The 19,810-nt window shown below is 71.8% G+C and carries 19 protein-coding genes and 2 pseudogenes; 11 read left to right on the top strand and 10 right to left on the bottom strand.

Annotated elements, in window-relative coordinates:
- Position 1: 1 nt before the first annotated feature.
- Positions 2-229 (bottom strand): annotated as a pseudogene (locus Q8A52_RS18850) (chitosanase); the annotation flags it as partial.
- Between the two features lie 93 nt (positions 230-322).
- Complete coding sequence (locus Q8A52_RS18845; protein WP_316753644.1) at positions 323-1,207, bottom strand: rhomboid family intramembrane serine protease; 885 nt, start codon at positions 1,205-1,207, stop codon at positions 323-325.
- 96 nt (positions 1,208-1,303) lie between these two features.
- On the opposite strand from Q8A52_RS18845, the gene Q8A52_RS18840 reads away from it, so the two are divergent.
- Both Q8A52_RS18840 and qcrB read left to right on the top strand, forming a co-directional pair.
- The gene (locus Q8A52_RS18840) at positions 1,304-2,026 is read left to right on the top strand and encodes a vWA domain-containing protein (protein WP_316753641.1); all 723 of its coding nucleotides are present in this window, start codon (positions 1,304-1,306) and stop codon (positions 2,024-2,026) included.
- Between the two features lie 87 nt (positions 2,027-2,113).
- Complete coding sequence (gene qcrB / locus Q8A52_RS18835; RefSeq protein WP_316753640.1) at positions 2,114-3,763, top strand: cytochrome bc1 complex cytochrome b subunit; 1,650 nt, start codon at positions 2,114-2,116, stop codon at positions 3,761-3,763.
- Here the strand turns inward: qcrB and Q8A52_RS18830 are convergent.
- Complete coding sequence (locus Q8A52_RS18830) at positions 3,738-4,694, bottom strand: acyl-CoA dehydrogenase family protein (RefSeq protein WP_316753638.1); 957 nt, start codon at positions 4,692-4,694, stop codon at positions 3,738-3,740. The two genes, qcrB and Q8A52_RS18830, sit on opposite strands and share 26 nt — an antisense overlap.
- The gene (locus Q8A52_RS18825; protein WP_316753637.1) at positions 4,694-5,833 is read right to left on the bottom strand and encodes an acyl-CoA dehydrogenase family protein; all 1,140 of its coding nucleotides are present in this window, start codon (positions 5,831-5,833) and stop codon (positions 4,694-4,696) included. The genes Q8A52_RS18830 and Q8A52_RS18825 overlap by 1 nt, the downstream gene beginning before the upstream one ends.
- Positions 5,834-5,891: 58 nt before the next feature.
- Here Q8A52_RS18825 and Q8A52_RS18820 point away from each other — a divergent pair, with 58 nt between their 5' ends.
- The 3 genes from Q8A52_RS18820 to Q8A52_RS18810 are packed head-to-tail and all read left to right on the top strand — an operon-like array spanning position 5,892 to position 8,502.
- Positions 5,892-6,677 carry an SDR family oxidoreductase gene (locus tag Q8A52_RS18820; protein WP_316753635.1) on the top strand — a complete coding sequence of 262 codons (786 nt, stop codon included), beginning with the start codon at positions 5,892-5,894 and terminating at the stop codon, positions 6,675-6,677.
- 15 nt (positions 6,678-6,692) lie between these two features.
- A complete protein-coding gene (locus Q8A52_RS18815) occupies positions 6,693-7,328 on the top strand; it encodes a TetR/AcrR family transcriptional regulator (protein ID WP_316753633.1) in 636 nt (211 codons plus the stop codon).
- A 16-nt stretch (positions 7,329-7,344) separates the two neighbouring features.
- Entirely contained in the window at positions 7,345-8,502 is a 1,158-nt protein-coding gene (locus Q8A52_RS18810; RefSeq protein WP_316753631.1) for an acetyl-CoA C-acetyltransferase, read from the top strand.
- On the opposite strand, the gene Q8A52_RS18805 is transcribed toward Q8A52_RS18810, so the two are convergent.
- The 4 genes from Q8A52_RS18805 to Q8A52_RS18790 are packed head-to-tail and all read right to left on the bottom strand — an operon-like array spanning position 8,486 to position 11,867.
- A complete protein-coding gene (locus tag Q8A52_RS18805) occupies positions 8,486-9,535 on the bottom strand; it encodes an NAD(P)H-dependent flavin oxidoreductase (RefSeq protein ID WP_316753629.1) in 1,050 nt (349 codons plus the stop codon). The two genes, Q8A52_RS18810 and Q8A52_RS18805, sit on opposite strands and share 17 nt — an antisense overlap.
- Positions 9,535-10,275 (bottom strand): CoA-transferase subunit beta, encoded by a 741-nt coding sequence (locus Q8A52_RS18800; protein WP_316753627.1) that lies wholly within the window; start codon positions 10,273-10,275, stop codon positions 9,535-9,537. The genes Q8A52_RS18805 and Q8A52_RS18800 overlap by 1 nt, the downstream gene beginning before the upstream one ends.
- The gene (locus Q8A52_RS18795) at positions 10,272-11,123 is read right to left on the bottom strand and encodes a CoA transferase subunit A (RefSeq protein WP_316753625.1); all 852 of its coding nucleotides are present in this window, start codon (positions 11,121-11,123) and stop codon (positions 10,272-10,274) included. Before Q8A52_RS18795 ends, Q8A52_RS18800 begins: the two co-directional genes overlap by 4 nt.
- Entirely contained in the window at positions 11,124-11,867 is a 744-nt protein-coding gene (locus Q8A52_RS18790) for an enoyl-CoA hydratase family protein (RefSeq protein WP_316753623.1), read from the bottom strand.
- Between the two features lie 101 nt (positions 11,868-11,968).
- Here Q8A52_RS18790 and Q8A52_RS18785 point away from each other — a divergent pair, with 101 nt between their 5' ends.
- A complete protein-coding gene (locus tag Q8A52_RS18785; RefSeq protein ID WP_316753621.1) occupies positions 11,969-12,727 on the top strand; it encodes an SDR family oxidoreductase in 759 nt (252 codons plus the stop codon).
- A 1-nt stretch (position 12,728) separates the two neighbouring features.
- Complete coding sequence (locus Q8A52_RS18780) at positions 12,729-13,634, top strand: SDR family oxidoreductase (RefSeq protein WP_316753619.1); 906 nt, start codon at positions 12,729-12,731, stop codon at positions 13,632-13,634.
- 6 nt (positions 13,635-13,640) lie between these two features.
- On the opposite strand, the gene Q8A52_RS18775 is transcribed toward Q8A52_RS18780, so the two are convergent.
- Together Q8A52_RS18775 and Q8A52_RS18770 are read right to left on the bottom strand one after the other, a co-directional pair.
- Positions 13,641-14,120 carry a MarR family winged helix-turn-helix transcriptional regulator gene (locus tag Q8A52_RS18775; protein ID WP_316753617.1) on the bottom strand — a complete coding sequence of 160 codons (480 nt, stop codon included), beginning with the start codon at positions 14,118-14,120 and terminating at the stop codon, positions 13,641-13,643.
- Between the two features lie 254 nt (positions 14,121-14,374).
- Positions 14,375-15,256, bottom strand: coding sequence for a hypothetical protein (locus tag Q8A52_RS18770; RefSeq protein WP_316753615.1), 882 nt, complete (start codon positions 15,254-15,256; stop codon positions 14,375-14,377).
- Positions 15,257-15,619: 363 nt separating this feature from the next.
- Between Q8A52_RS18770 and Q8A52_RS18765 the strand changes: the two are divergent.
- The 4 genes and pseudogenes from Q8A52_RS18765 to pepN form a co-directional block, all read left to right on the top strand.
- Positions 15,620-16,128 (top strand): annotated as a pseudogene (locus Q8A52_RS18765) (helix-turn-helix transcriptional regulator); the annotation flags it as partial.
- Between the two features lie 72 nt (positions 16,129-16,200).
- Positions 16,201-16,551: a chorismate mutase gene (locus Q8A52_RS18760; protein ID WP_316753925.1), complete on the top strand. Its 351-nt coding sequence runs from the start codon at positions 16,201-16,203 to the stop codon at positions 16,549-16,551.
- A gap of 138 nt (positions 16,552-16,689) precedes the next feature.
- Positions 16,690-17,235 (top strand): response regulator, encoded by a 546-nt coding sequence (locus tag Q8A52_RS18755; protein ID WP_316753614.1) that lies wholly within the window; start codon positions 16,690-16,692, stop codon positions 17,233-17,235.
- Between the two features lie 56 nt (positions 17,236-17,291).
- Positions 17,292-19,778: an aminopeptidase N gene (gene pepN / locus Q8A52_RS18750; protein WP_316753612.1), complete on the top strand. Its 2,487-nt coding sequence runs from the start codon at positions 17,292-17,294 to the stop codon at positions 19,776-19,778.
- The last annotated feature ends 32 nt before the right edge of the window (positions 19,779-19,810 follow it).

Raw genomic sequence — 19,810 nt, 5'->3', positions numbered from 1 at the left:
GGCCTCCGGGCGTAGTCTTCATGGCCTTGCGGCGCACATCCAGGAAGATGCCCAGGTACGCCTTCTCGCAGCCGCCCTCGGCCGGGGTGTCGGCCTCCTTCAGGGCACGCTCGCGCAGGCCGTAGAAGCCGTCCGGACCGGTGCAGGGGCCGTGGAAGACCATCGCGTCGTAGTGGACGAACTGGCCCAGCGTGCCGAGACCGCCGAGCTCGGCGAGGCGCACGGCCGGGCTCGACCAGGGCGAGCAGGTCATGGGGGCCGGTGCGGAAATCGATGGCGCCCGCCGTGCGGCCCTGGCGCACGGCGTACGGCCGACAAACCCCTAGACGGCACCGCCGGTCAGCTCCGTGACCTTTCCGATCGTCAGTACCACCAGCAGGACCAGCAGCGCCACGCACACCCCCGCCTGGACGAGGACCCGCCGGCGGTCCCGCGGCGCGTAGGCGTACCCCAGCGTCACCACACCGCCCGCCAGCAGACCGCCGAGGTGCCCCTGCCAGGAGGTGACCCACGCGGAGATCACCAGCCACAGCAGCAGACCCGTCATGAAGCGGTTGACCGCGTTCATGTCGGCGCCCAGGCGGCGGGCCATGACGTAGTAGGCGGCACCCAGCCCGAAGATCGCGCCTGACGCGCCGAGCGTGGGCGTCTCGGGCGCGATCAGCAGCACGAGGACCGAACCACCGAGCGCCGACAGCAGATACAGCGCCGTGAACCGCACGCGGCCCAGCAGAGTCTCCACCACCCGGCCCAGGTTCCACAGCGACACCATGTTCATCACGATGTGCAGGATGCCGAACGTGCCCTCGGTGGGCGGCAGATGGAGAAACGCCCCGGTCAGCAGCCGGTACCACTCCCCGTGGGCGACGCCCTCGGGAAGGTAGCCGGCGGGCACCGTCCCCAGCATGTCGAACCGGTTCACGACCGACGGGCGCACCAGCTCGGCAAGGTAGGCGAGGACATTGAGCCCGATGAGCACGTAGGTCACGAGCGGCACCGCCGCGATCCGGCCGCCGAACGCGGTACGCGCCTGCCGCACCGACCGCGCGCCCTCCTTCACGCACTCCACGCACTGGTGGCCGACGGCGGCCTCGCGCATGCAGTCGGGGCAGATGTAGCGGTCGCAGCGGGTGCAGCGGACGTACGACTCCACCTTGGGATGGCGGTAGCACGTGGTGACGGTGGACTCGGGGGACTCGGCATCCACGGCCGGCTCCTCGGGAGGGTCTGGGGACAGGGTGAGCCGGTGGGGACGGCGGCGAACAAAATAGCGAACCCCGGTGCGTGTGGGAGGGTGGGGGCCATGGTTGCGATCAGTCTCAGCAAGGTTCAGGAGACCGCGCCCGCGCTGGTCAGCCTGTACAAGACGGCCGGGGTGTCCCTCACCAGGCACGGGCTGGACGGACAGCGGGCCGCCGTGTACCTGGTGGTCGACTACTCGGGCTCGATGAAGCCGTACTACCGGGACGGCAGCGTCCAGGCGCTCGCCGACCGGGTCCTCGGGCTGTCCGCGCACTTCGACGACGACGGCCGGGTGCCGGTGGTGTTCTTCTCCACGGACATCGACGCGGTCACCGACATCGCCCTCGCCGACCACCAGGGCCGCATCGCCCGGATCGCGGCCGGGCTCGGGCACATGGGCAAGACCAGCTACCACCTGGCGATGGACGCCGTCATCGACCACTACCTCGACAGCGGGTCCACCGCCCCCGCCCTGGTGATCTTCCAGACCGACGGCGGCCCGATCAACAAGCTCGCCGCCGAACGGTTCCTGTGCAAGGCGGCGCCCCTGCCGCTGTTCTGGCAGTTCGTCGGTTTCGGCGACCCGGGCAGCAAGCAGTTCGACTTCCTGCGGAAGCTGGACGAGCTGGCAGTGCCGGAGAAGCGGGTGGTGGACAACGCGGGCTTCTTCCACGCCGGTTCCGATCCGCGGCAGGTGTCCGACGCCGAGCTGTACGACCGTCTCGTGGGCGAGTTCCCCAAGTGGCTGGTGGCCGCGCGGGCGCGGGGGATCGTGCGGGCGTAGATCGTGCCGACCATAGATCGTGTCGGCCCCGTTGGCTCAGCCGCACCGTCGTGCCACCCTGAGGGAGATCCGGCGGGGAGGCGACGTATGGACGGCGCACGATCGGGGAACGGCGAAGGGGCTTTTGCCCGTAGGGGCGAGCCCGCCAAGGGCGAGCGGCTCGCCGACTGGGCCGACGGACGGCTCGGGCTCTACGCCCTGGCCAAGGCCAATATGCGCAAGGTGTTCCCGGACCACTGGTCCTTCATGCTCGGCGAGGTCTGCCTCTACAGCTTCCTCGTCCTGATCCTCACCGGCATCTACCTCACGCTCTTCTTCGAGCCGAGCGGCGCCGAGGTCGTCTACCACGGCTCCTACGGCCCGCTCAACGGCATCGTCATGACCAAGGCGTACGAGTCGACGCTGCACATCAGCTTCGATGTGCGCGGCGGTCTGCTGATCCGGCAGATCCACCACTGGGCGGCGCTGGTCTTCGTCACGGGGATGCTCGTGCACATGATGCGGGTGTTCTTCACCGGCGCCTTCCGCAAGCCGCGCGAGCTCAACTGGGTGTTCGGCTGGACCCTGCTGATGCTCGGCATCATCACCGGCCTGACCGGCTACTCGCTCCCCGACGACCTGCTCTCCGGGACCGGCATCCGCTTCGCCGACGGCGCGATCCTGTCCGTCCCGGTCGTGGGGACGTACCTCTCCATGTTCCTGTTCGGAGGGGAGTTCCCTGGCCACGACATCATCTCGCGGCTGTTCCCGATCCACGTCCTGCTGCTGCCCGGGATCATGCTGGGCCTGGTCGTGGCCCATCTGATCCTGGTCTTCTTCCACAAGCACACCCAGTACCCCGGGCCCGGACGGGACCAGAAGAGCGTGGTCGGCATGCCCTTCCTGCCGGTCTACATGGCCAAGGCGGGCGGCTTCTTCTTCCTCACCTTCGGCGTGCTCGCGCTGATGGGCGGGATCGCCAGCATCAACCCGGTGTGGGCCTTCGGGCCGTACCGGCCGGACCTCGTGACCACGGGCGCACAGCCCGACTGGTACCTCGGCTTCTCCGAGGGCCTGATCCGGGTGATGCCGGGATGGGAGATCGACGCCTGGGGCCACACGCTGGAGCTGGGCGTCTTCATCCCGTTCTCGCTGTTCCCGCTGATCCTGCTCGCGCTGGGGCTCTATCCCTTCGTCGAGGCGTGGGTCACCGGCGACCGGCGCGAGCACCACATCCTGGACCGGCCGCGCAACGTGCCCGTGCGCACCGGGCTGGGCGTGGCCTGGCTGAGCCTGTATGTGGTGCTGCTGATCGGTGGCGGCAACGACATCGTCGCCACGCATCTGCATCTGTCGATCAACTCGATCACCTGGTTCGTGCGGATCTCCGTCTTCGTCGTGCCGGTCGTCGCCTTCACGGTGGCCAAGCGGATCTGTCTCGGGCTGCAGCGCGGGGACCGGGACAAGGTGCTGCACGGCAGGGAGACGGGCCTCATCAAACTGCTGCCGCACGGCGAGTACGTCGAGGTCCATGAACCCCTCTCGCAGGACCGGCTGTTCGTCCTGACCCAGCACGAGCAGAACCCGCCGTACGAGATCGGGACCCGTGAGGACGCCAACGGCGTACGGCGGCGGGTCACCGTGTCCCAGCGCGTGCGCGCACGGCTCGCCCGGGCGCTGTTCGGGCCCGAGACCCACATCCCGAAGCCGACCCGCGAGGAGTACCGGGAGCTCACCAGCGGCGACCAACACCACTGAGGACCCGCTCGCGGCACTCGTCCGGGCCGCCCCAGGCCGTGCGCAGCGCACGGGCCCTGGTCAGCCACAGGGACAGGTCGTACTCGGCCGTGTACCCGATCGCGCCGTGCAGCTGCAACGCGGTGCGGGCGGTGGCGTGGGCGGCCTCGCACGCCTTCAGCTTGGCGGCGGCCACGTCCGCCGGGTGCATCGTCAGCGCGGCCCCGAAGAGCAGGGGGCGCGCGAACTCGAGGGCGGTCTTCGCGTCGGCCAGCCGGTGCTTCACGGCCTGGAACGAGCCGATGGGGACACCGAACTGGGTGCGCTGCCGGACGTACCCGACGGTCCGGTCGAGAAGCGCGAGACCGACGCCGAGGGCCTGGGCGGCGGTGGCGAGGCGGGCCCAGGTGAGGGCGTGGTCCACGGGCGGGTCTGGGGTGAGGAGTTCGCCGCCGGGGGAGAGCGGGGTGAGGCGGCGCGCCGGGTCCAGGCCCGGGCGTACCGGGCCGGCGCCCGGGGACAGACGCAGACCGTCGGGGGCGAGGGCGAGACGGGTGGTCGCCGCGTCCCCGTCCAGCGCGTACCCGCCGGCCGCGACCGTCGCCATGGTCTCACCCGCCGCGAGCGGCGGCAGGAACCGCTTGGCCGGGCCGGGCTCGGCGAGCAGCGCGGCCGCGGCGACGGTCTCGACCAGCGGGCCGGGCACGACGTGCCGCCCCAGCTCCACGAAGGCGACCGCGAGCTCCACCGGCCGGGGCCCCACTCCTTCGTACGCCTCCGGAACCACGAGCCCGAACACCCCCGCCTGCGCGATACGGGACCACAGCGCACGGCCGCTCGCATGGTCGCCGCGGCTCCAGTCCCGTACGACCGACGGGGTGTCCGCGGCGGCCAGCATCGCGTGCAGGGAGCCGGCGAAGGCGCGCTGCTCGGCGTCGGGCAGGAAACGCATCAGCGACGTCCCTTCGGCAGACCGAGCAGACGCTCGGCGATGATGTCGCGCTGGATCTCGTTCGTGCCCGCGTAGATGGGTCCGGCGAGGGAGAAGACATACCCCTCCGCCCAGGCGGTGTCCGCCAGCTCGCCCTCCTCGCCCAGGAGATCGAGTGCCGTCTCGTGCAGCGCGAGGTCGTACTCGGACCAGAACACCTTGTTCAGGCTGGACTCCGGGCCGAGCGGCTCGCCGTCCAGGAAGCGGGAGGCGGCCTCGTAGGTGAACAGCTGGTAGGCGCGGGCGCCGATCACGGCATCGGCCACCCGGGTGCGCGCCCGCTCCGGACTGCCCTGCGCCTGCCACAGGTCGAAGAGCCGGTCCGCGGAGGCGAGGAAACGACCGGGGGAGCGCAGGGTCAGGCCGCGTTCGTTGCCGGCCGTCGACATCGCGATCCGCCAGCCCCGGCCGGGCTCGCCGATCACGTCCTCGTCCGGCACGAACACTTCGTCCAGGAACAGCTCGGCGAACGCGGGCTTCCCGTCGAGGCGGCCGATCGGGCGGACCGTGACGCCAGGGGCCCGCAGGTCGAACATGAGGTAGGTGAGGCCCTGGTGCGGCTTCGGGGCGTCCGGATCGCTGCGGAACAGGCCGAAGGCGCGGTCGGCGAAGGCGGCCCGCGACGACCAGGTCTTCTGCCCGCTCAGCAGCCAGCCGCCGTCCGTGCGCACGGCCCGGGAGGTGAGGGAGGCCAGGTCGGAGCCCGCCTCCGGCTCGGACCAGGCCTGCGCCCAGACCACCTCACCGGATGCCATCCGGGGCAGCACGCGCGCGCGTTGCTCCGCCGTGCCGTGGTCGAAGAGGGTCGGGGCGAGCAGGCTGATGCCGTTCTGGCTCACCCGGCCCGGCGCGCCCGCCGCCCAGTACTCCTCCTCGAAGACCAGCCACCGCATCAGCCCCGCGCCCCGGCCGCCGTACTCCTCGGGCCAGGCCACCACTGACCAGCGGTCCGCGGCCAGTTCGGCCTCCCAGGCGCGGTGCGCCGCGAAGCCCTCCTCGGTCTCCAGGGAGGGCAGAGGCCTGCCGGGCACATGCTCGTCGAGCCAGGCGCGGGCCTCGGCGCGGAACTCCTCGTCGGCCGGAGCGTGGGTGAGGTCCACGGTGGTCCTCCTTCCCTGAACCTTCCCTAACAAGTGTTTGGTAGGTTAGCGTGGGTCCATGACAGGCGTCGAGAGCCCGGCGTACGTGCCCGGGCACGGACTGCTGAAGGGGCGCGCCGCCGTCATCACCGCGGCGGCCGGAGCGGGGATCGGCGGGGCGACCGCCCGCCGCTTCCTGGAGGAGGGTGCGCGCGTGCTGATCAGCGACGCGCACGCGCGACGGCTGAAGGAGTACGAGGCCGAACTGGGCCGCGAGCACCCGGGAGCCGTGACCGCCGTCCCCTGTGACGTCACCGACGAGTCCCAGGTGCGGGCCCTGTTCGACACCGCCGTGCGGGACCACGGGCGGCTGGACATCGTCGTCAACAACGCCGGACTGGGCGGCACTTCGGCCCTGGTCGACATGACCGACGAGCAGTGGTCCCGCGTCCTGGACGTGACACTGAACGGCACCTTCCGCTGCACCCGGGCGGCCCTGCGCTCGATGAAGGAGACCGGCGGCGGCGTGATCGTCAACAACGCCTCCGTCGTCGGCTGGCGCGCCCAGGCCGGGCAGGCGCACTACGCGGCCGCGAAGGCGGGCGTGATGGCGCTGACCCGGTGTGCCGCCGTCGAGGCGGCCGAGTACGGCGTGCGGGTCAACGCGGTGGCGCCGAGCCTCGCCATGCACCCGCACCTGGTGAAGGTGACCACCCCCGAACTGCTGGAGGAGCTGACCGCCCGCGAGGCCTTCGGACGGTACGCGGAACCGTGGGAGGTGGCCAATGCGATCGTCTTCCTGGCCTCCGGCTATTCCTCTTACCTGACCGGCGAAGTCGTCAGCGTCAGCAGCCAGCACGCCTAGGACCACAATGGACCCGTGCCGACCAAGAAGAAGCCCCAGGTGACCGCCACGAAGAAGCCCGCGGCCGCCGCGGCTCAAGCGCGCCGCAGCGAACTCCTCGAGACCGCCGCCGAGGTCTTCGCCGAGCAGGGCTACAACGCCACCACCGTGCGCAAGATCGCGGACCACGCGGGCATGCTCGCGGGCAGCCTCTACTACCACTTCGACTCCAAGGAGTCGATGCTCGAAGAGATCCTGCGCACCTTCCTCGACGAGCTCTGGGACGGCTACGACACCGTCCTCGCCGCCGGACTCGGGCCCCGCGAGACGCTGGAGGCCCTGGTCACCGAGTCGTTCCGGGAGATCGACCGGCACCGCGCCGCCGTCGCGATCTACCAGAAGGAGAGCAAGCAGCTGGTCGCGCAGGACCGGTTCACCTTCCTCGCCGAGTCCCAGCGCAAGTTCGAGAAGGCCTGGCTGTCCACGCTGGAGCTCGGGGTCGCCGAGCGGGTCTTCCGCGCCGACCTCGACGTCCGGCTGACCTATCGCTTCGTGCGCGACACGGTCTGGGTCGCCGCGTCCTGGTACCGGCCCGGCGGACAGCACAGCCCGGAGGAGATCGCCCGGCAGTACCTGTCGATGGTGCTGGACGGGATCGCCGTCCGCACGTAAACCATGGGGAGTTGTCATGCCCGAGGCCTACATAGTCGAAGCGGTCCGGACGCCCGTCGGGCGGCGCGGCGGCGGATTGAGCCCGGTCCACCCGGCCGACCTGGGCGCCCATGTGCTCAAGGAACTCGTCGCGCGTGCGGGTGTGGACCCGGGCGCCGTGGAGGACGTCGTCTTCGGCTGTCTGGACACCGTCGGACCGCAGGCCGGGGACATCGCCCGGACCTGCTGGCTGGCGGCCGGGCTGCCCGAGGAGGTGCCCGGTGTGACCGTGGACCGGCAGTGCGGCTCCTCGCAGCAGGCCGTGCACTTCGCCGCGCAGGCCGTGCTGTCCGGCACCCAGGACCTGGTGGTCGCCGGCGGTGTCCAGAACATGTCGCAGATCCCCATCGCCTTCGCCTCCCGGCAGGCCGCCGAGCCGCTCGGCCTGACCGAGGGCCCCTTCCTGGGCAGCGGGGGCTGGCGGGCCCGCTACGGCAGGCAGCCCGTCAACCAGTTCACCGGCGCCGAGATGATCGCCGCCAAGTGGGGGATCAGCAGGCAGGACCAGGAGGAGTTCGCCCTGCGCTCGCACCGGCGGGCGGTGCGGGCGATCGACGAGGGCCGCTTCGACCGCGAACTCGTCCCCCACGGGGACGTCACGGCCGACGAGGGCCCGCGCCGGGACACCTCACTGGAGAAGATGGCCGCCCTGAAGCCCGTGATCGACGGTGGCACCATCACCGCCGCCTGCTCCTCGCAGGTCTCCGACGGCGCGGCGGCCATGCTGCTGGCCTCGGAGCGGGCGGTACGCGAGCACGGGCTGCGCCCGCGGGCCCGTGTGCACCACCTCTCCGTCCGCGGCGAGGACCCCATCCGCATGCTCTCCGCCCCCATCCCGGCCACCGCGCACGCCCTGAAGAAGACCGGGCTCACCATCGACGACATCGACCTCGTCGAGATCAACGAGGCCTTCGCGCCTGTCGTGCTGGCCTGGCTGAAGGAGACCGGCGCCGACCCGGAGAAGGTCAACGTCAACGGCGGCGCGATCGCCCTCGGCCATCCCCTGGGCGCCACCGGCGTCCGGCTCATGACCACCCTGCTGCACGAACTGGAGCGCACCGGCGTCCGGCTGGGGCTGCAGACCATGTGCGAGGGCGGCGGCCAGGCCAACGTCACGATCATCGAACGGCTGTGAGCCTCTCCCGCACCTTCTCCGCCTCCTTCATGATCCGCTCCACCAGCTCCGAGCATGACGGCAGGTCGTCGATCACCCCGGCGACCTGCCCGGACGCCATCACCCCGAGGTCCGCACGGCCGTCCACCATCGCGGCCTTCAGCAGCATCGGCGTGTTCGCGGCGAGCAGCACCTGACTCCAGGACAGCTCCTTGCCGTGCTTCAGGGCGAGCCCGTCGCGGACCATCCGCCGCCAGGTGAGGCCCGACAGCTTCCGGAACCCGGCCGCCCGGCGCACGGCGTGCACCAGCGCGCGGGCCCGACCGGAGCGCTCCAGGGAGTCCACCAGGTCCGTGCGCAGCATGCGGTGCGGCAGGCCGTCGACCGCCGTGGTGACGGTGACGTCCCGGACCGTCGCCGCCAGATACCTGGCCTTCACCGCGTCCGGCACCGTCGAGTCCGAGGTGAGCAGGAACCGCGTCCCCATGGCGACCCCCGCCGCCCCGTACGCGAGCGCCGCGACCAGGCCCCGGCCGTCGAAGAAGCCGCCGGCCGCCACCACGGGTATCCGCACCGCGTCCACCACCTGCGGCAGCAGCACGGTCGTCGCCACCTCGCCGGTGTGCCCGCCCCCCTCCCCGCCCTGCACGATCACCGCGTCCGCGCCCCACGCCGCGACCTTCTCCGCGTGCCGCCGCGCCCCGACGGACGGGATCACGACCACCCCCGCCTCCTTGAGCTCGGCGATCAGCTCACGGGAGGGCGCGAGCGCGAAGGACGCCACCCGCACCCCTTCGTCGATGATCAGGCGCGCCCGGTCGCCGGCGTCGCCCGCGTCCGCCCGGAGGTTCACCCCGAATGGCGCGGCCGTGCGCGACCCGACCTCGCGTATCGCGCCGCGCAGCTGGTCCAGCGTCATCGTCGCGGAGGCCAGGATGCCCAGCGCGCCCGCGTTCGCCGCCGCCGAGACCAGCCGTGGGCCCGCCACCCAGCCCATCCCCGTCTGCACGATCGGGTGCCGGACCCCGACCAGCCGGGTGAGCGCGGTCTCCATCAGTTCCTCGCCCTCTCCGGCACCTCGCGCGCGCGGGCGCCACCGGGGTCGAGCACGTCCCGGATCAGCCGCAGCTCCTGCTCGGTGGGCTCGCGGGTGTACGGCACCTCGTCCGGGACGGTGAGCGCGAAGTCAGTCGCCTCCCGCACCTGTTCGACGTCCACCCCAGGATGCAGGGAGGCCAGCCGCATGCCGCGGTCGGGCGTGGCGAAGTCGAAGACGCCGAGGTCGGAGACGACGCGCGCGATGCGGTGATGGCGGGCCGTGCCGGGGTGCCCGGCGGCACGGTCGTACCCCACCCCGCACACCATGTCGACCTTCTCGACGAAGACCCGCCGGGAGTGTCTCGGGATCCAGTAACTCGTCGGGTTGTTCAGCGTGTTGAGCGGAGCGCCGCGCACGCCGAGCAGCTGCCGCACGGGCCGCGCCCAGTCGCCGATGCACGAGATGTTCTGGTTGCCGAAGCGGTCGATCTGGCTCGCGCCCATCATCACGTGCCGCCGGCCGCCGGCCACCAGGGCCAGATGCTGCCGGTACGGCAGCCAGCCCTCGGGTGTGCCGTCCGGGCGGACGAGCGTCGCCTCGCCGTCGGTCAGCAGCAGGTCCGGCGCGAAGGTCAGCCGGGCCAGCCGCGCCCCCAGCGACGGGATCACGCCCATCGGGCTCGCCAGGATCTCACCGGAGCCGCGCCAGGCCTCGGCGCAGGCGATCACACAGTACTCGGCGCGGGTGGCACTCATCGCTCCTGCTCCCTCCGCCAGTTCCGCACCGCGGACTCGTAGGCCTGCTCGTCCCCGTCGAGGAACCGCTCGGCGAACTCTTGCCACGGTGTGGACGCGTACTCCTTCTGGAAGCCCTCGTCCCTGCCGTAGTCGGGCGCGCACGAGGTGAAGTGCGCACCGTTCGGAGCCTCCACCACGCCCGTCACCGAATGCCTCTTGAGCAGCAAGGACTGCGGGGCCGTTTCCTTCGTCAACTCGGCCGTGTCCACGATCCGTTCGCACGAGACATAGGCCGCCGTCGCCGCCTCGCAGAACAGGTCGTCGAAGTACGGATCCGGGCCCAGGTACTGCCCGTTGCCCAGCCGGTCGGCGCGGTTGACGTGCACCAGGGCCGCGTCCAGCCGCAGGGCGGGCATCGCCACGAACACCTCCCCGTCCTCGTACGGCGAAGTGACGGTCCGCAGGCCGGGGTTGACCCGCATCACGTCGGAGCCGATCCCCGCCCGCACCGGAAGGAACGGCAGCCGGTTCGCCGCCGCGTGCAGCCCCCACATGAACATCCCCTCGTCGACCTCCATCAGCTCGAAGGCCCCGCGCTCGCGCGCCGCGCGGTAGTGCGGTTCGAGCGGGATCGAGTCGAGGGTGACGAAGGCCGTCACCAGCTTGCGCACCCGCCCGGCCGCCACCAGCATGCCGACGTCCGGGCCGCCGTACGACACGACGGTGAGGTCGCCGATCCCGGCTCGGAGCAGTGCTCTGACCAGGGCCATCGGCTTGCGCCGTGACCCCCAGCCGCCGATGCCGAGGGTCATGCCGCTCTCCAGGCGGGAGACCACCTCCTCGGCGGTCATCGTCTTGTCGCCCACCTACGCGCCCTCCTTCCCGAACGTGTCCCGGACCCGGTCGGCCAGCCCGCTGAGGTTGGCCTCGAAGGTGAAGCCCTGTTCGAAGCGGTAGCTGCGGCGCACGTCGACGGGGTCGATCCCGTTGATGGCCGCCTTGGCCATGCGCAGCAGCTGACCGTCCTTGGCGGCGATCTCCCGCGCCAGCTCCAGCGCGGCCGCCCGCAGGCCCTCGCGCGGCACCACCCGCCATACCGAGCCGTGCGCATGCAGGTCGGCCGCGCTCGCCGTGCGCGAGGTGTAGTACAGCGCTCGCATCAGGTGCTGCGGAACCAGCCGGGCCAGATGCGTGGCGGCTCCGAGCGCGCCCCGGTCCAGCTCGGGCAGCCCGAACGTGGCGTCGTCGCTCGCCACGATCGCGTCCGCGTTCCCCGCCAGGCCTATCCCGCCGCCCAGACAGAACCCCTGCACCGCCGCGACCACGGGCGTCTCGCACTCGTAGACCGCGGCGAAGGCTTCCGCGCAACCCTGGTTGGCACCGATCAGCGCCGCCTGCCCGTCCGCCTGTATCTCCTTGATGTCCACGCCCGCGTTGAAGCCCCGCCCCTCGGCGGCCAGCACGACGCACCGGATCTCCGGGTCGCGGCCCGCGGTGCGCACGGCCTCGGCCAGGGCGAACCATCCGGCCACCGGCAGCGCGTTCACCGGTGGGAAGTCGACCGTGACGAGCGAAATCCCCTTTTCCGGGGACGAGGTGGAGACACCCATGGACGCATCAGCTACCTTCGCACTCAGCTGCCTTTCCACCAAACATTTGTTAGGTGTGAGGCTTCGAAGCTAGCAGTCGGCGAAGATGAGCGGGAGGCCCTGTGGATAACTCGCCGCGCGGCACCACCGTCGTCGTCACGGGCGGCACCCGGGGCGTCGGCGCAGGGATCGCGAGGGCCTTCGCCGAGACCGGCGCCCGGGTCGTGGTCTGTGCCCGCAGACCACCCGAAGTGACCGTCGAGGGCGTCGAGTTCGCCCCCCTCGACCTGCTCGACCCGCCCGCCGTACGCGCCTTCTTCGACGCGCTGCCCCGGCTCGACGTCCTGGTCAACAACGCGGGCGGCACCCCGTACCGGCGGCTGGCCGACGCGGACGCCGAGCGGCACGCCCGGGTGGTCGAGCTGAACCTCATCACCCCGCTGACGGCCTCTCTCGCGGCGTACGAGCACCTCAGACGGGCCCGGGGCTCGGTCGTGATGGTCGGCAGCGTCAGCGGAAGCCGCCCTTCGCCCGGCTCGGCGGCCTACGGCGCGGCCAAGGCGGGGCTGGAGAACCTGGCCCGTTCCATGGCGGTGGAGTGGGCGCCGGAGGTCCGCGTCAACACCCTCGTCGTCGGCATGGTCCGCACCGAGCTGTCCCACCTCCACTACGGCGGTGAGGACGGCATCGACGCGGTCTCCGGCACCGTTCCGCTCGGCCGGCTGGCCGCTCCGTCCGACATCGGCGCGGCCGCCGTCTTCCTCGCCTCCGACGCGGCCGCGTACATCAGCGGGGCGAGCCTGCTCGTGCACGGAGGAGGGGAGCGGCCGGCCTTCCTGGATGCCGCGACTGCCAACAAGCCCGCCGACAAGGAGGAGTGAGATGAGCGGAATCTGCGCGGGACGGGTCGTCGTCGTCACCGGCGCCGGGCGGGGGCTCGGACGGGCCCACGCGCTCGCGTTCGCCGCGGAGGGCGCCCGGGTCCTCGTCAACGACCTGGGCGTCGGGCTGGACGGGGCGCCCGGGCCCGGCAGCCCGGCCCACCGGGTCGTCGAAGAGATCCGCGCGGCGGGCGGCGAGGCCGTCGCCCACGGCGGCGACATCGCCACGAGTGCCGGGGCCGAATCCCTGGTGGCGGCGGCCCTGGAGACGTACGGGCGGCTCGACACGCTCGTCAACAACGCCGGCTTCCTGCGCGACCGCATGCTCGTCAACTTCGACGAGGACGACTGGGACGCCGTGCTCCGCGTCCACCTCAAGGGGCACTTCCTGCCCCTGAAGCACGCCGCCGCGCACTGGCGGGCCGAGGCCAAGGCCGGCCGGACACCGGTGGCCCGGATCATCAACACCAGCAGCGGCGCCGGACTGCTGGGCTCCGTCGGGCAGGGGAACTACAGCGCCGCGAAGGCCGGGATCGTCGGGCTGACCCTGGTCGCGGCCGCCGAGCTCGCCCGGTACGGCGTCCAGGTCAACGCCATCGCCCCCGCGGCCCGCACGCGTATGACCGAAGGCGCCTTCGCCGAGACCATGGCGGCCCCCGACTCCGGGTTCGACGCCATGGCGCCCGCGAACGTGTCCCCGCTGGTGGTCTGGCTGGGCTCAGCCGCGAGCGCCGGGGTCACCGGCCGGGTCTTCGAGGCGGAGGGCGGCCGGATCACCGTCATGGAGGGCTGGCGGCCCGGACCCACCGCCGACAAGGGCGCGCTGTGGACACCGGCCGAGGCGGGGGAGACGGCAGTGAAGCTGCTCGCGGAGGCGGAGGTGCCGGGGCGGGTCTACGGGGCGTAGGCGCTCCTAGGACGACAGCCGGGCGGCAGCCTTGCGCTGCGCCTGCGACATGACCGTCAGAAACCTGACCACGGTCTCCAGTTCATCCGTACTGAACGCCTCGCACGCCGCCACGACGTCGCGTGCCCAGTCCTCGAACAACATGGCGAGTTCGCCGATCTTCTCGCGGGTCAGCTGGACGAGCACCCGGCGTTTGTCGGTGGGGTGCTTGACCCGGCGGGCGAAGCCCTTGGCCTCCAGGCGGTCGACCAGACCGGTGACCGAGGCGGGGGCCAGGCCGGTCAGCTGCGCGAGCTCCTTCGCGGTGAGCGGGCCGTGGCGCTCCAGGAGGCCGAGGGTCTTCTCCTCCGTGGCGTTCAGGCCCTGCTTGGCGGCGATCGCCGAATGGAACATCACGGTGACACCGCTGTGCACGCGACCCACCTCCATGAGGCGCTGGAGGGTCTCGGCCCGCCGGTCGCCGCTCGTCTCTCCGCCGCTGCTCATGGTTCCAGGCTAAATATTTCGTTCGGCCGAACTAAGGATTGCGATGACACCCGTGCGGCCGCAAGTCTTTCGGGCGCGACCTGCAGCCTCGGCGAGCGATGTGCAGTGGCTGGTCTCCGCCTTGCGTGGCGCTGCCGCGGCGGGCGGTCGCGGGGCACAGGGGTGAGGCGAGCGAGGGTTCGGGCCGGGGCCCGGTGGGGCTCCGTCCCTTCCGCTTCCCGGCAGCGCCCACCGCAGCCGACGGCGCCGAAAACCTACGTGTCGCACTCCAGCACCGTCCGGCACAACCCGCAGCGCGCCCGGACCCGCCCCCGTACCGGCACCCTGATCCGCTGGTGGCAGGTGGGGCAGGGGAACGAGACATGGAGGTGGCCGACCCCGTCGGGGGTGAAGGTGTACGGGACCCCGGGCTGCGGCCCGTGGGCGTGACGGCGGTCGCGGGCGTAGCGACGGCGGCCCGCCCAGCCGGCGGCGGTCAGCGGGGGCTGTTCCTCGTCGCGGCGGGCCTGGGCCATGCCTTTGGTGTACGCCGTGTAGGCCTGCGGGCTGGTGAACCACACCGAGGGATCCTCGTCGAAGACCAGGGAACGTTTCGCCAGGACGTAGCCGAACTCCTCAGGGGTGAGATACCCGAGCTTCTGCGACGACACCGTGTCCTCCCGGTACGCGTCCAGCAGCAGCCAGCCCGCCCCCAGGTACGTCGTCGCCGTGTCCGTGAGGATCTCGTTCTGCGCGGTGCCGGGGAACGACAGGTCCAGACGGTGCAGATAGACGTGCATCACCTCGTGGGCGAGCGCCGCGCCGATGTCCCTGCGATGGGTGCGGAACCGGTCGTTCAGCTCGACGAAGTACTCCGGGCCCGCCGCGAGTTCCACGTTCGCCGCATGGGTCATCTCGCGGAAGCAGACGATCAGCCGGGCATCCGGCAGCCGGAAGTGCCGCACCATCTCGCGGGCCACGCGCTGCGCCCCCAGATGCAGGTCGTCCGTGTCGCAGAAGGCCACGTCGGCGGGGGCCACGCTGGTCGAGAAGGTCTGGATGGTGTCGTACGAGAGGCGCTTGTACAGCGCGGTGATGGCCGCCCGCACCGTCTCCAGATGCGGGTAGCCGTGCTCGACCGGTCCGTCGTTCGCCACGCCCTGACCCCCAAAGACGCCCAGAACTCCTCTCCACTGTAGGCGGGTGCGAGCCGATTTTCGCCGGGCCGGTCGCCCGGCGGCCGAGTGAGACGCTGCGCGGTCGGACGGTCCGCAGGCGCGGTGCGGGCAGGGCCGGATCGGCGTCCTGGAGCTCCAGCACCCACACGTCGTTGTCACCGTCCCGCGGCACCGGGCCGGGACGAAGAGCGAGCGCCGGGGGCCGACGGACCAGCAGCGGCCGAGGCCGAAGCCATTGATCCGGACGAACCCGCGTGTCCAGCCCGGCAGTTCGAGCAGCGCGTCCCCGGCTCCGCGGAGCGGGACGGTGCCCCTACAGCCCCGGGGCGCCGTCGGCGGGCAGGCCCGCGAAGGGCACCCGCTCCACGCCGTCGTCGCGCCCGCCGCGGCAACCCCCTGCTGGAGGTGAGACCGGTGCCGCCGTCCATGAACTCCTCGTCGCCCTGCGCCGCGCCCGCGCCGACCTCGCCCCCGACGGCGACCGGGTCCCGCAGGCCCTCGCCCGGGACGCCTGCGCACCGCCGACGGTCGCCGACCACGCCGCCCGGCACGGCATGACCCCCGCCGAACTGCGCAGCGCCGTCCGCCGCGGAGCCGGCTGCACCCCCAAGGACTATCTGCTCGGCATCCGCCCGGGCCGGGCCAAGGAACTCCTCGCGGCCACCGAACTGCCCGTCGCGGCCGTGGCCCGACGGGTCGGCCACGACGATCCCGCCTACTTCTCCCGCCTGTTCACCCGCCGCGTCGGCATGGCCCCGGTCCGCTTCCGCGCCCAGCAGAGCCGCGTCGTACCCGGCGGCCGGAGCGACCGGGTTCCCGACCCCGGCGCTCCGCCGGTGATCGAGAGCCCACCCGGTGCACCGGTGATCGAGTACCGATGTACCGGTGATCGGGAGCCCGTCCGCCCCTTAGGGTTGACGTCCATGACCACCAGCCACACCGGTAGCGGTGACGTCGACCCCGCCGTGCGCGAGGAACTCGACCGCCTGCGCGACAGCATCGACAACATCGACGCGGCCGTCGTCCACATGCTCGCCGAGCGCTTCAAGTGCACCCAGCAGGTCGGCCGGCTCAAGGCCGTCCACCAGCTGCCGCCCGCCGATCCCGCCCGCGAGGCGCGGCAGATCGCCCGGCTGCGCACCCTCGCCGAGAACGCCAAGCTGGACCCGGCGTTCGCTGAGAAATTTCTCAATTTCATCATCGCCGAGGTGATCAGACACCACGAGCGCATCGCCGGGGACACCGTCAACGGCCAGTCGCCCGGAGCGAACTGACCTCGGCCGACGTGGAGGGGGTCGTGACAGCGGGGGCGGGGAGGGGCATGCTGCGCTGTGCACTCCTCGTCAGCCGGCGAGCACTCCGTGTCAGTGCGGGGACGTACGCTGGTTGTCCACACGGGAGGGACCTGGGCCATGCCGCCGGATGCCAAGATCCTCATCGTCGACGATCACAAGGAAACGCTGTACGCGCTGGAGAGCGCCCTCGCCCCGCTGGGATACCAACTCGGCCGCGCCACCAGTGGCGACGAGGCGCTCAAACAGGTGCTCCGAGGCCGGGTCGGCCTTCTGCTGCTGGACGTGCGCATGCCCGGTGTCAGCGGCCTGGAGGTGGTGCGCTACATGCGCCGACTGGAGCAGACCCAGCGCATACCGGTCGTCCTGCTCACCGGATTCGGCCCGGACCACGAGCTGACCTCCACCGCGTTCGGGCTGGGTGTCGCCGACCTCGTCCTCAAGCCCATCGACCCCTGGGTCCTGCGCACCAAGGTGCGCTACCTGTACGACGCCCATCAGCGCAACCTCGCCCTGGAGCGGGAGGTCCGTGAACTGCGTGCCCTCGTCGAGGACCGCAACGAGGGCGGAAAGAGCGCTCCGCGATGCGCTCCGGCCCGCGCCGGCTCCCGGGTTCCGCCCCAGCGTGACACCCCGTTGACCGCTCCGGCGCAGGACCGGACATAAGCCGTGTACCGATCCGCCCCTGTGCGCCGTCAGTGCCATCAGGCAGCATGTCGTGCATGTCCGTACTGACGCGCGACGAAGCGCAGATCCGAGCACAGCTCCTCGACGTCCACCGCTACGCGATCGAACTCGACCTGACCACCGGGAACGAGACCTTCGACTCGCGCACCGTAATCCGGTTCAGCGCGCGGACCGCCGGAGACACGTTCGTCGAGGTCAAGCCCGCCGAACTGCGCTCCGTCACCCTCGACGGACAGCCCCTGGACCCGGAGACCCTGGACCAGGACCGGCTGCCTCTGAAGGACCTCACCGCCGGTGAGCACGAGCTGCGCGTCGACGCCGTCATGCGTTACTCCCGCACCGGGGAGGGCATGCACCGCTTCACCGACCCCACCGACGGCGAGACGTACGCCTACACGCAGCTGTTCATGGACGACGTGCAGCGTGTCTTCGCCGCCTTCGACCAGCCCGACCTGAAGGCCGTCTTCGAGCTGTCCGTCAGGGCCCCCGAGGGCTGGACCGTCCTGGCCAACGGCATCACCGAGCACCTGGGCGAGGGCCGCTGGCAGGCCGCCCCCACCCCGCTGGTCTCCACGTACCTCGTCGCCGTCGCCGCCGGTCCCTGGCACTCCGTCCGCACCGAGCACCGCGGCCTGCCCTTCGGCATCCACTGCCGGCGCTCCCTCGCGCCGTACCTCGACGCGGACGCCGACGAGATCCTCGACATCACGCGCGCGTGCTTCGACCGGTTCCACGAGAAGTTCGAGGAGCCCTACCCCTTCGACTCCTACGACCAGGCCTTCGTCCCCGAGTTCAACGCGGGCGCCATGGAGAACCCGGGCCTGGTCACCTTCCGCGACGAGTTCGTCTACCGCTCCGCGGTCACCGACACCGAGCGGCAGACCCGCGCCATGGTCATCGCCCACGAGATGGCCCACATGTGGTTCGGCGACCTCGTCACCCTCAAGTGGTGGGACGACATCTGGCTGAACGAGTCCTTCGCCGAGTACATGGGCTACCAGACCACCATCGAGGCAACCCGTTTCACCGACACCTGGGTCGACTTCGGCGTGGCCCGCAAGGCCTGGGGCTACGACGCCGACCAGCGCCCCTCCACCCATCCGGTCGCGCCCGAGGCCGTCGACGACACGGCCGCCGCGCTGCTCAACTTCGACGGCATCTCCTACGCCAAGGGCGCCTCCGCGCTGCGCCAGCTGGTGGCCTGGCTCGGCGAGAAGGACTTCCTCGCCGGCATCAACATCCACTTCGCCCGGCACAAGTTCGGCAACGCCACCCTCGCCGACTTCATCGACTCCCTGTCCGCCGCCACCGACCGCGACGTCCACGCCTGGGCGGACGCCTGGCTGCGCACCACCGGCGTCGACACACTCACCCCGGTGGTCACCGCGGGTGACGCGACCGGCACGTACACGCTCGGCGTGCACCGCGACGGCAGCCGCCCGCACCGCATCAGCGTCGGTGTGTACGACCACGACGTCGCCGGCGACGGCGGCCTCGTCCTGCGTGAGCGCATCGGCCTCGACGTCCCGCAGAGCGCCCCGCAGCCCGTCGGCAAGCGTCCCGCGCTGATCCTGCTCAACGACGGCGACCTGACCTACGCCAAGGTCCGGTTCGACGCCGGGTCCTTCGAGGCGGTCCGCACGGGCCTGTCCGGCCTGCCCGAGCCGCTCACCCGCGCGGTCGTGTGGAACGCCCTCAGGGACGCCGTCCGCGACGGCGAACTGCCGCCCGCCGCCTTCCTGGAGACCGCGCGCGCCCACCTTCCCCGCGAGACGGACCTGGCCCTCGTCCAGGGCGTGCTGGCCTTCGCCTCCACGCACATCGCCGACCGCTACCTCGCGCCCGAGGAGCGTCCGGCGGCCCTGGCCACCCTCTCCTCGCTGTGCCGCGATTTCATCCGGCGCACCGAGGACGGTGACAACCCCGGCCTGCGGTTGATCGCCGTCCGCCACTTCATCGACGTCGCCGCCCACCCGGACACCATCGCCGCCTGGCTCGCCGACGGCACCGTGCCCGGCGGGCCGGAGCTCGACCCCGAGCTGCGCTGGCGCATCCTCGGCCGCCTCGCCGTCCTCGGCGCCACCGACGAGGCCGCGATCGCCGCCGAGCTGGAGCGCGACCCGAGCGCCACCGGCCAGGAGGGCGCCGCCCGCTGCCGGGCCGCGCTGCCCGATCCCGAGGCCAAGCGCGCGGCCTGGGACGCGATGTTCGCGACGGACGACCTGTCCAACTACCTCTTCACGGCCACCGCCCAGGGGTTCTGGCAGCCCGAGCAGGCCGACCTGGTCCGGGAGTACGTGGCGCGGTACTACACGGACGCGCTCCCGGTGGCCGCCCGCCGCGGACCCGCCATCGCCACCGCCGCAGGCCGCTACGCCTTCCCGTCCTGCGCCGTGGACGCGGAGAACCTCGCCCTGGGCGAGGCCTGTCTGCGCGACGCCGGCCCGGTCGCGGCCCTGCGCCGCCGCCTCGTCGACGAACTCGACGACCTGGCCCGGGCGCTGCGGGTGCGGAAGGCCTAGTCCCCGGGGTGTAGGACGTCGCCGGTCCGGCT

Origin of the sequence: Streptomyces herbicida (assembly GCF_032656585.1) — a bacterium.
Classification (GTDB): domain Bacteria; phylum Actinomycetota; class Actinomycetes; order Streptomycetales; family Streptomycetaceae; genus Streptomyces; species Streptomyces herbicida.
This window is presented reverse-complemented; position numbering and strand designations above follow the sequence as displayed.

Bases quoted from the DNA above. Each gene is read 5' to 3' on its own strand.
- Q8A52_RS18840 (WP_316753641.1), top strand. From the start codon at position 1,304: ATGGTTGCGATCAGTCTCAGCAAGGTTCAGGAGACCGCGCCCGCGCTG.
- qcrB (WP_316753640.1), top strand. From the start codon at position 2,114: ATGGACGGCGCACGATCGGGGAACGGCGAAGGGGCTTTTGCCCGTAGG.
- Q8A52_RS18830 (WP_316753638.1), bottom strand. From the start codon at position 4,694: ATGCGTTTCCTGCCCGACGCCGAGCAGCGCGCCTTCGCCGGCTCCCTG.
- Q8A52_RS18820 (WP_316753635.1), top strand. From the start codon at position 5,892: ATGACAGGCGTCGAGAGCCCGGCGTACGTGCCCGGGCACGGACTGCTG.
- Q8A52_RS18810 (WP_316753631.1), top strand. From the start codon at position 7,345: ATGCCCGAGGCCTACATAGTCGAAGCGGTCCGGACGCCCGTCGGGCGG.
- Q8A52_RS18805 (WP_316753629.1), bottom strand. From the start codon at position 9,535: ATGGAGACCGCGCTCACCCGGCTGGTCGGGGTCCGGCACCCGATCGTG.
- Q8A52_RS18800 (WP_316753627.1), bottom strand. From the start codon at position 10,275: ATGAGTGCCACCCGCGCCGAGTACTGTGTGATCGCCTGCGCCGAGGCC.
- Q8A52_RS18790 (WP_316753623.1), bottom strand. From the start codon at position 11,867: ATGGGTGTCTCCACCTCGTCCCCGGAAAAGGGGATTTCGCTCGTCACG.
- Q8A52_RS18780 (WP_316753619.1), top strand. From the start codon at position 12,729: ATGAGCGGAATCTGCGCGGGACGGGTCGTCGTCGTCACCGGCGCCGGG.
- Q8A52_RS18775 (WP_316753617.1), bottom strand. From the start codon at position 14,120: ATGAGCAGCGGCGGAGAGACGAGCGGCGACCGGCGGGCCGAGACCCTC.
- Q8A52_RS18760 (WP_316753925.1), top strand. From the start codon at position 16,201: ATGACCACCAGCCACACCGGTAGCGGTGACGTCGACCCCGCCGTGCGC.
- Q8A52_RS18755 (WP_316753614.1), top strand. From the start codon at position 16,690: ATGCCGCCGGATGCCAAGATCCTCATCGTCGACGATCACAAGGAAACG.
- pepN (WP_316753612.1), top strand. From the start codon at position 17,292: ATGTCCGTACTGACGCGCGACGAAGCGCAGATCCGAGCACAGCTCCTC.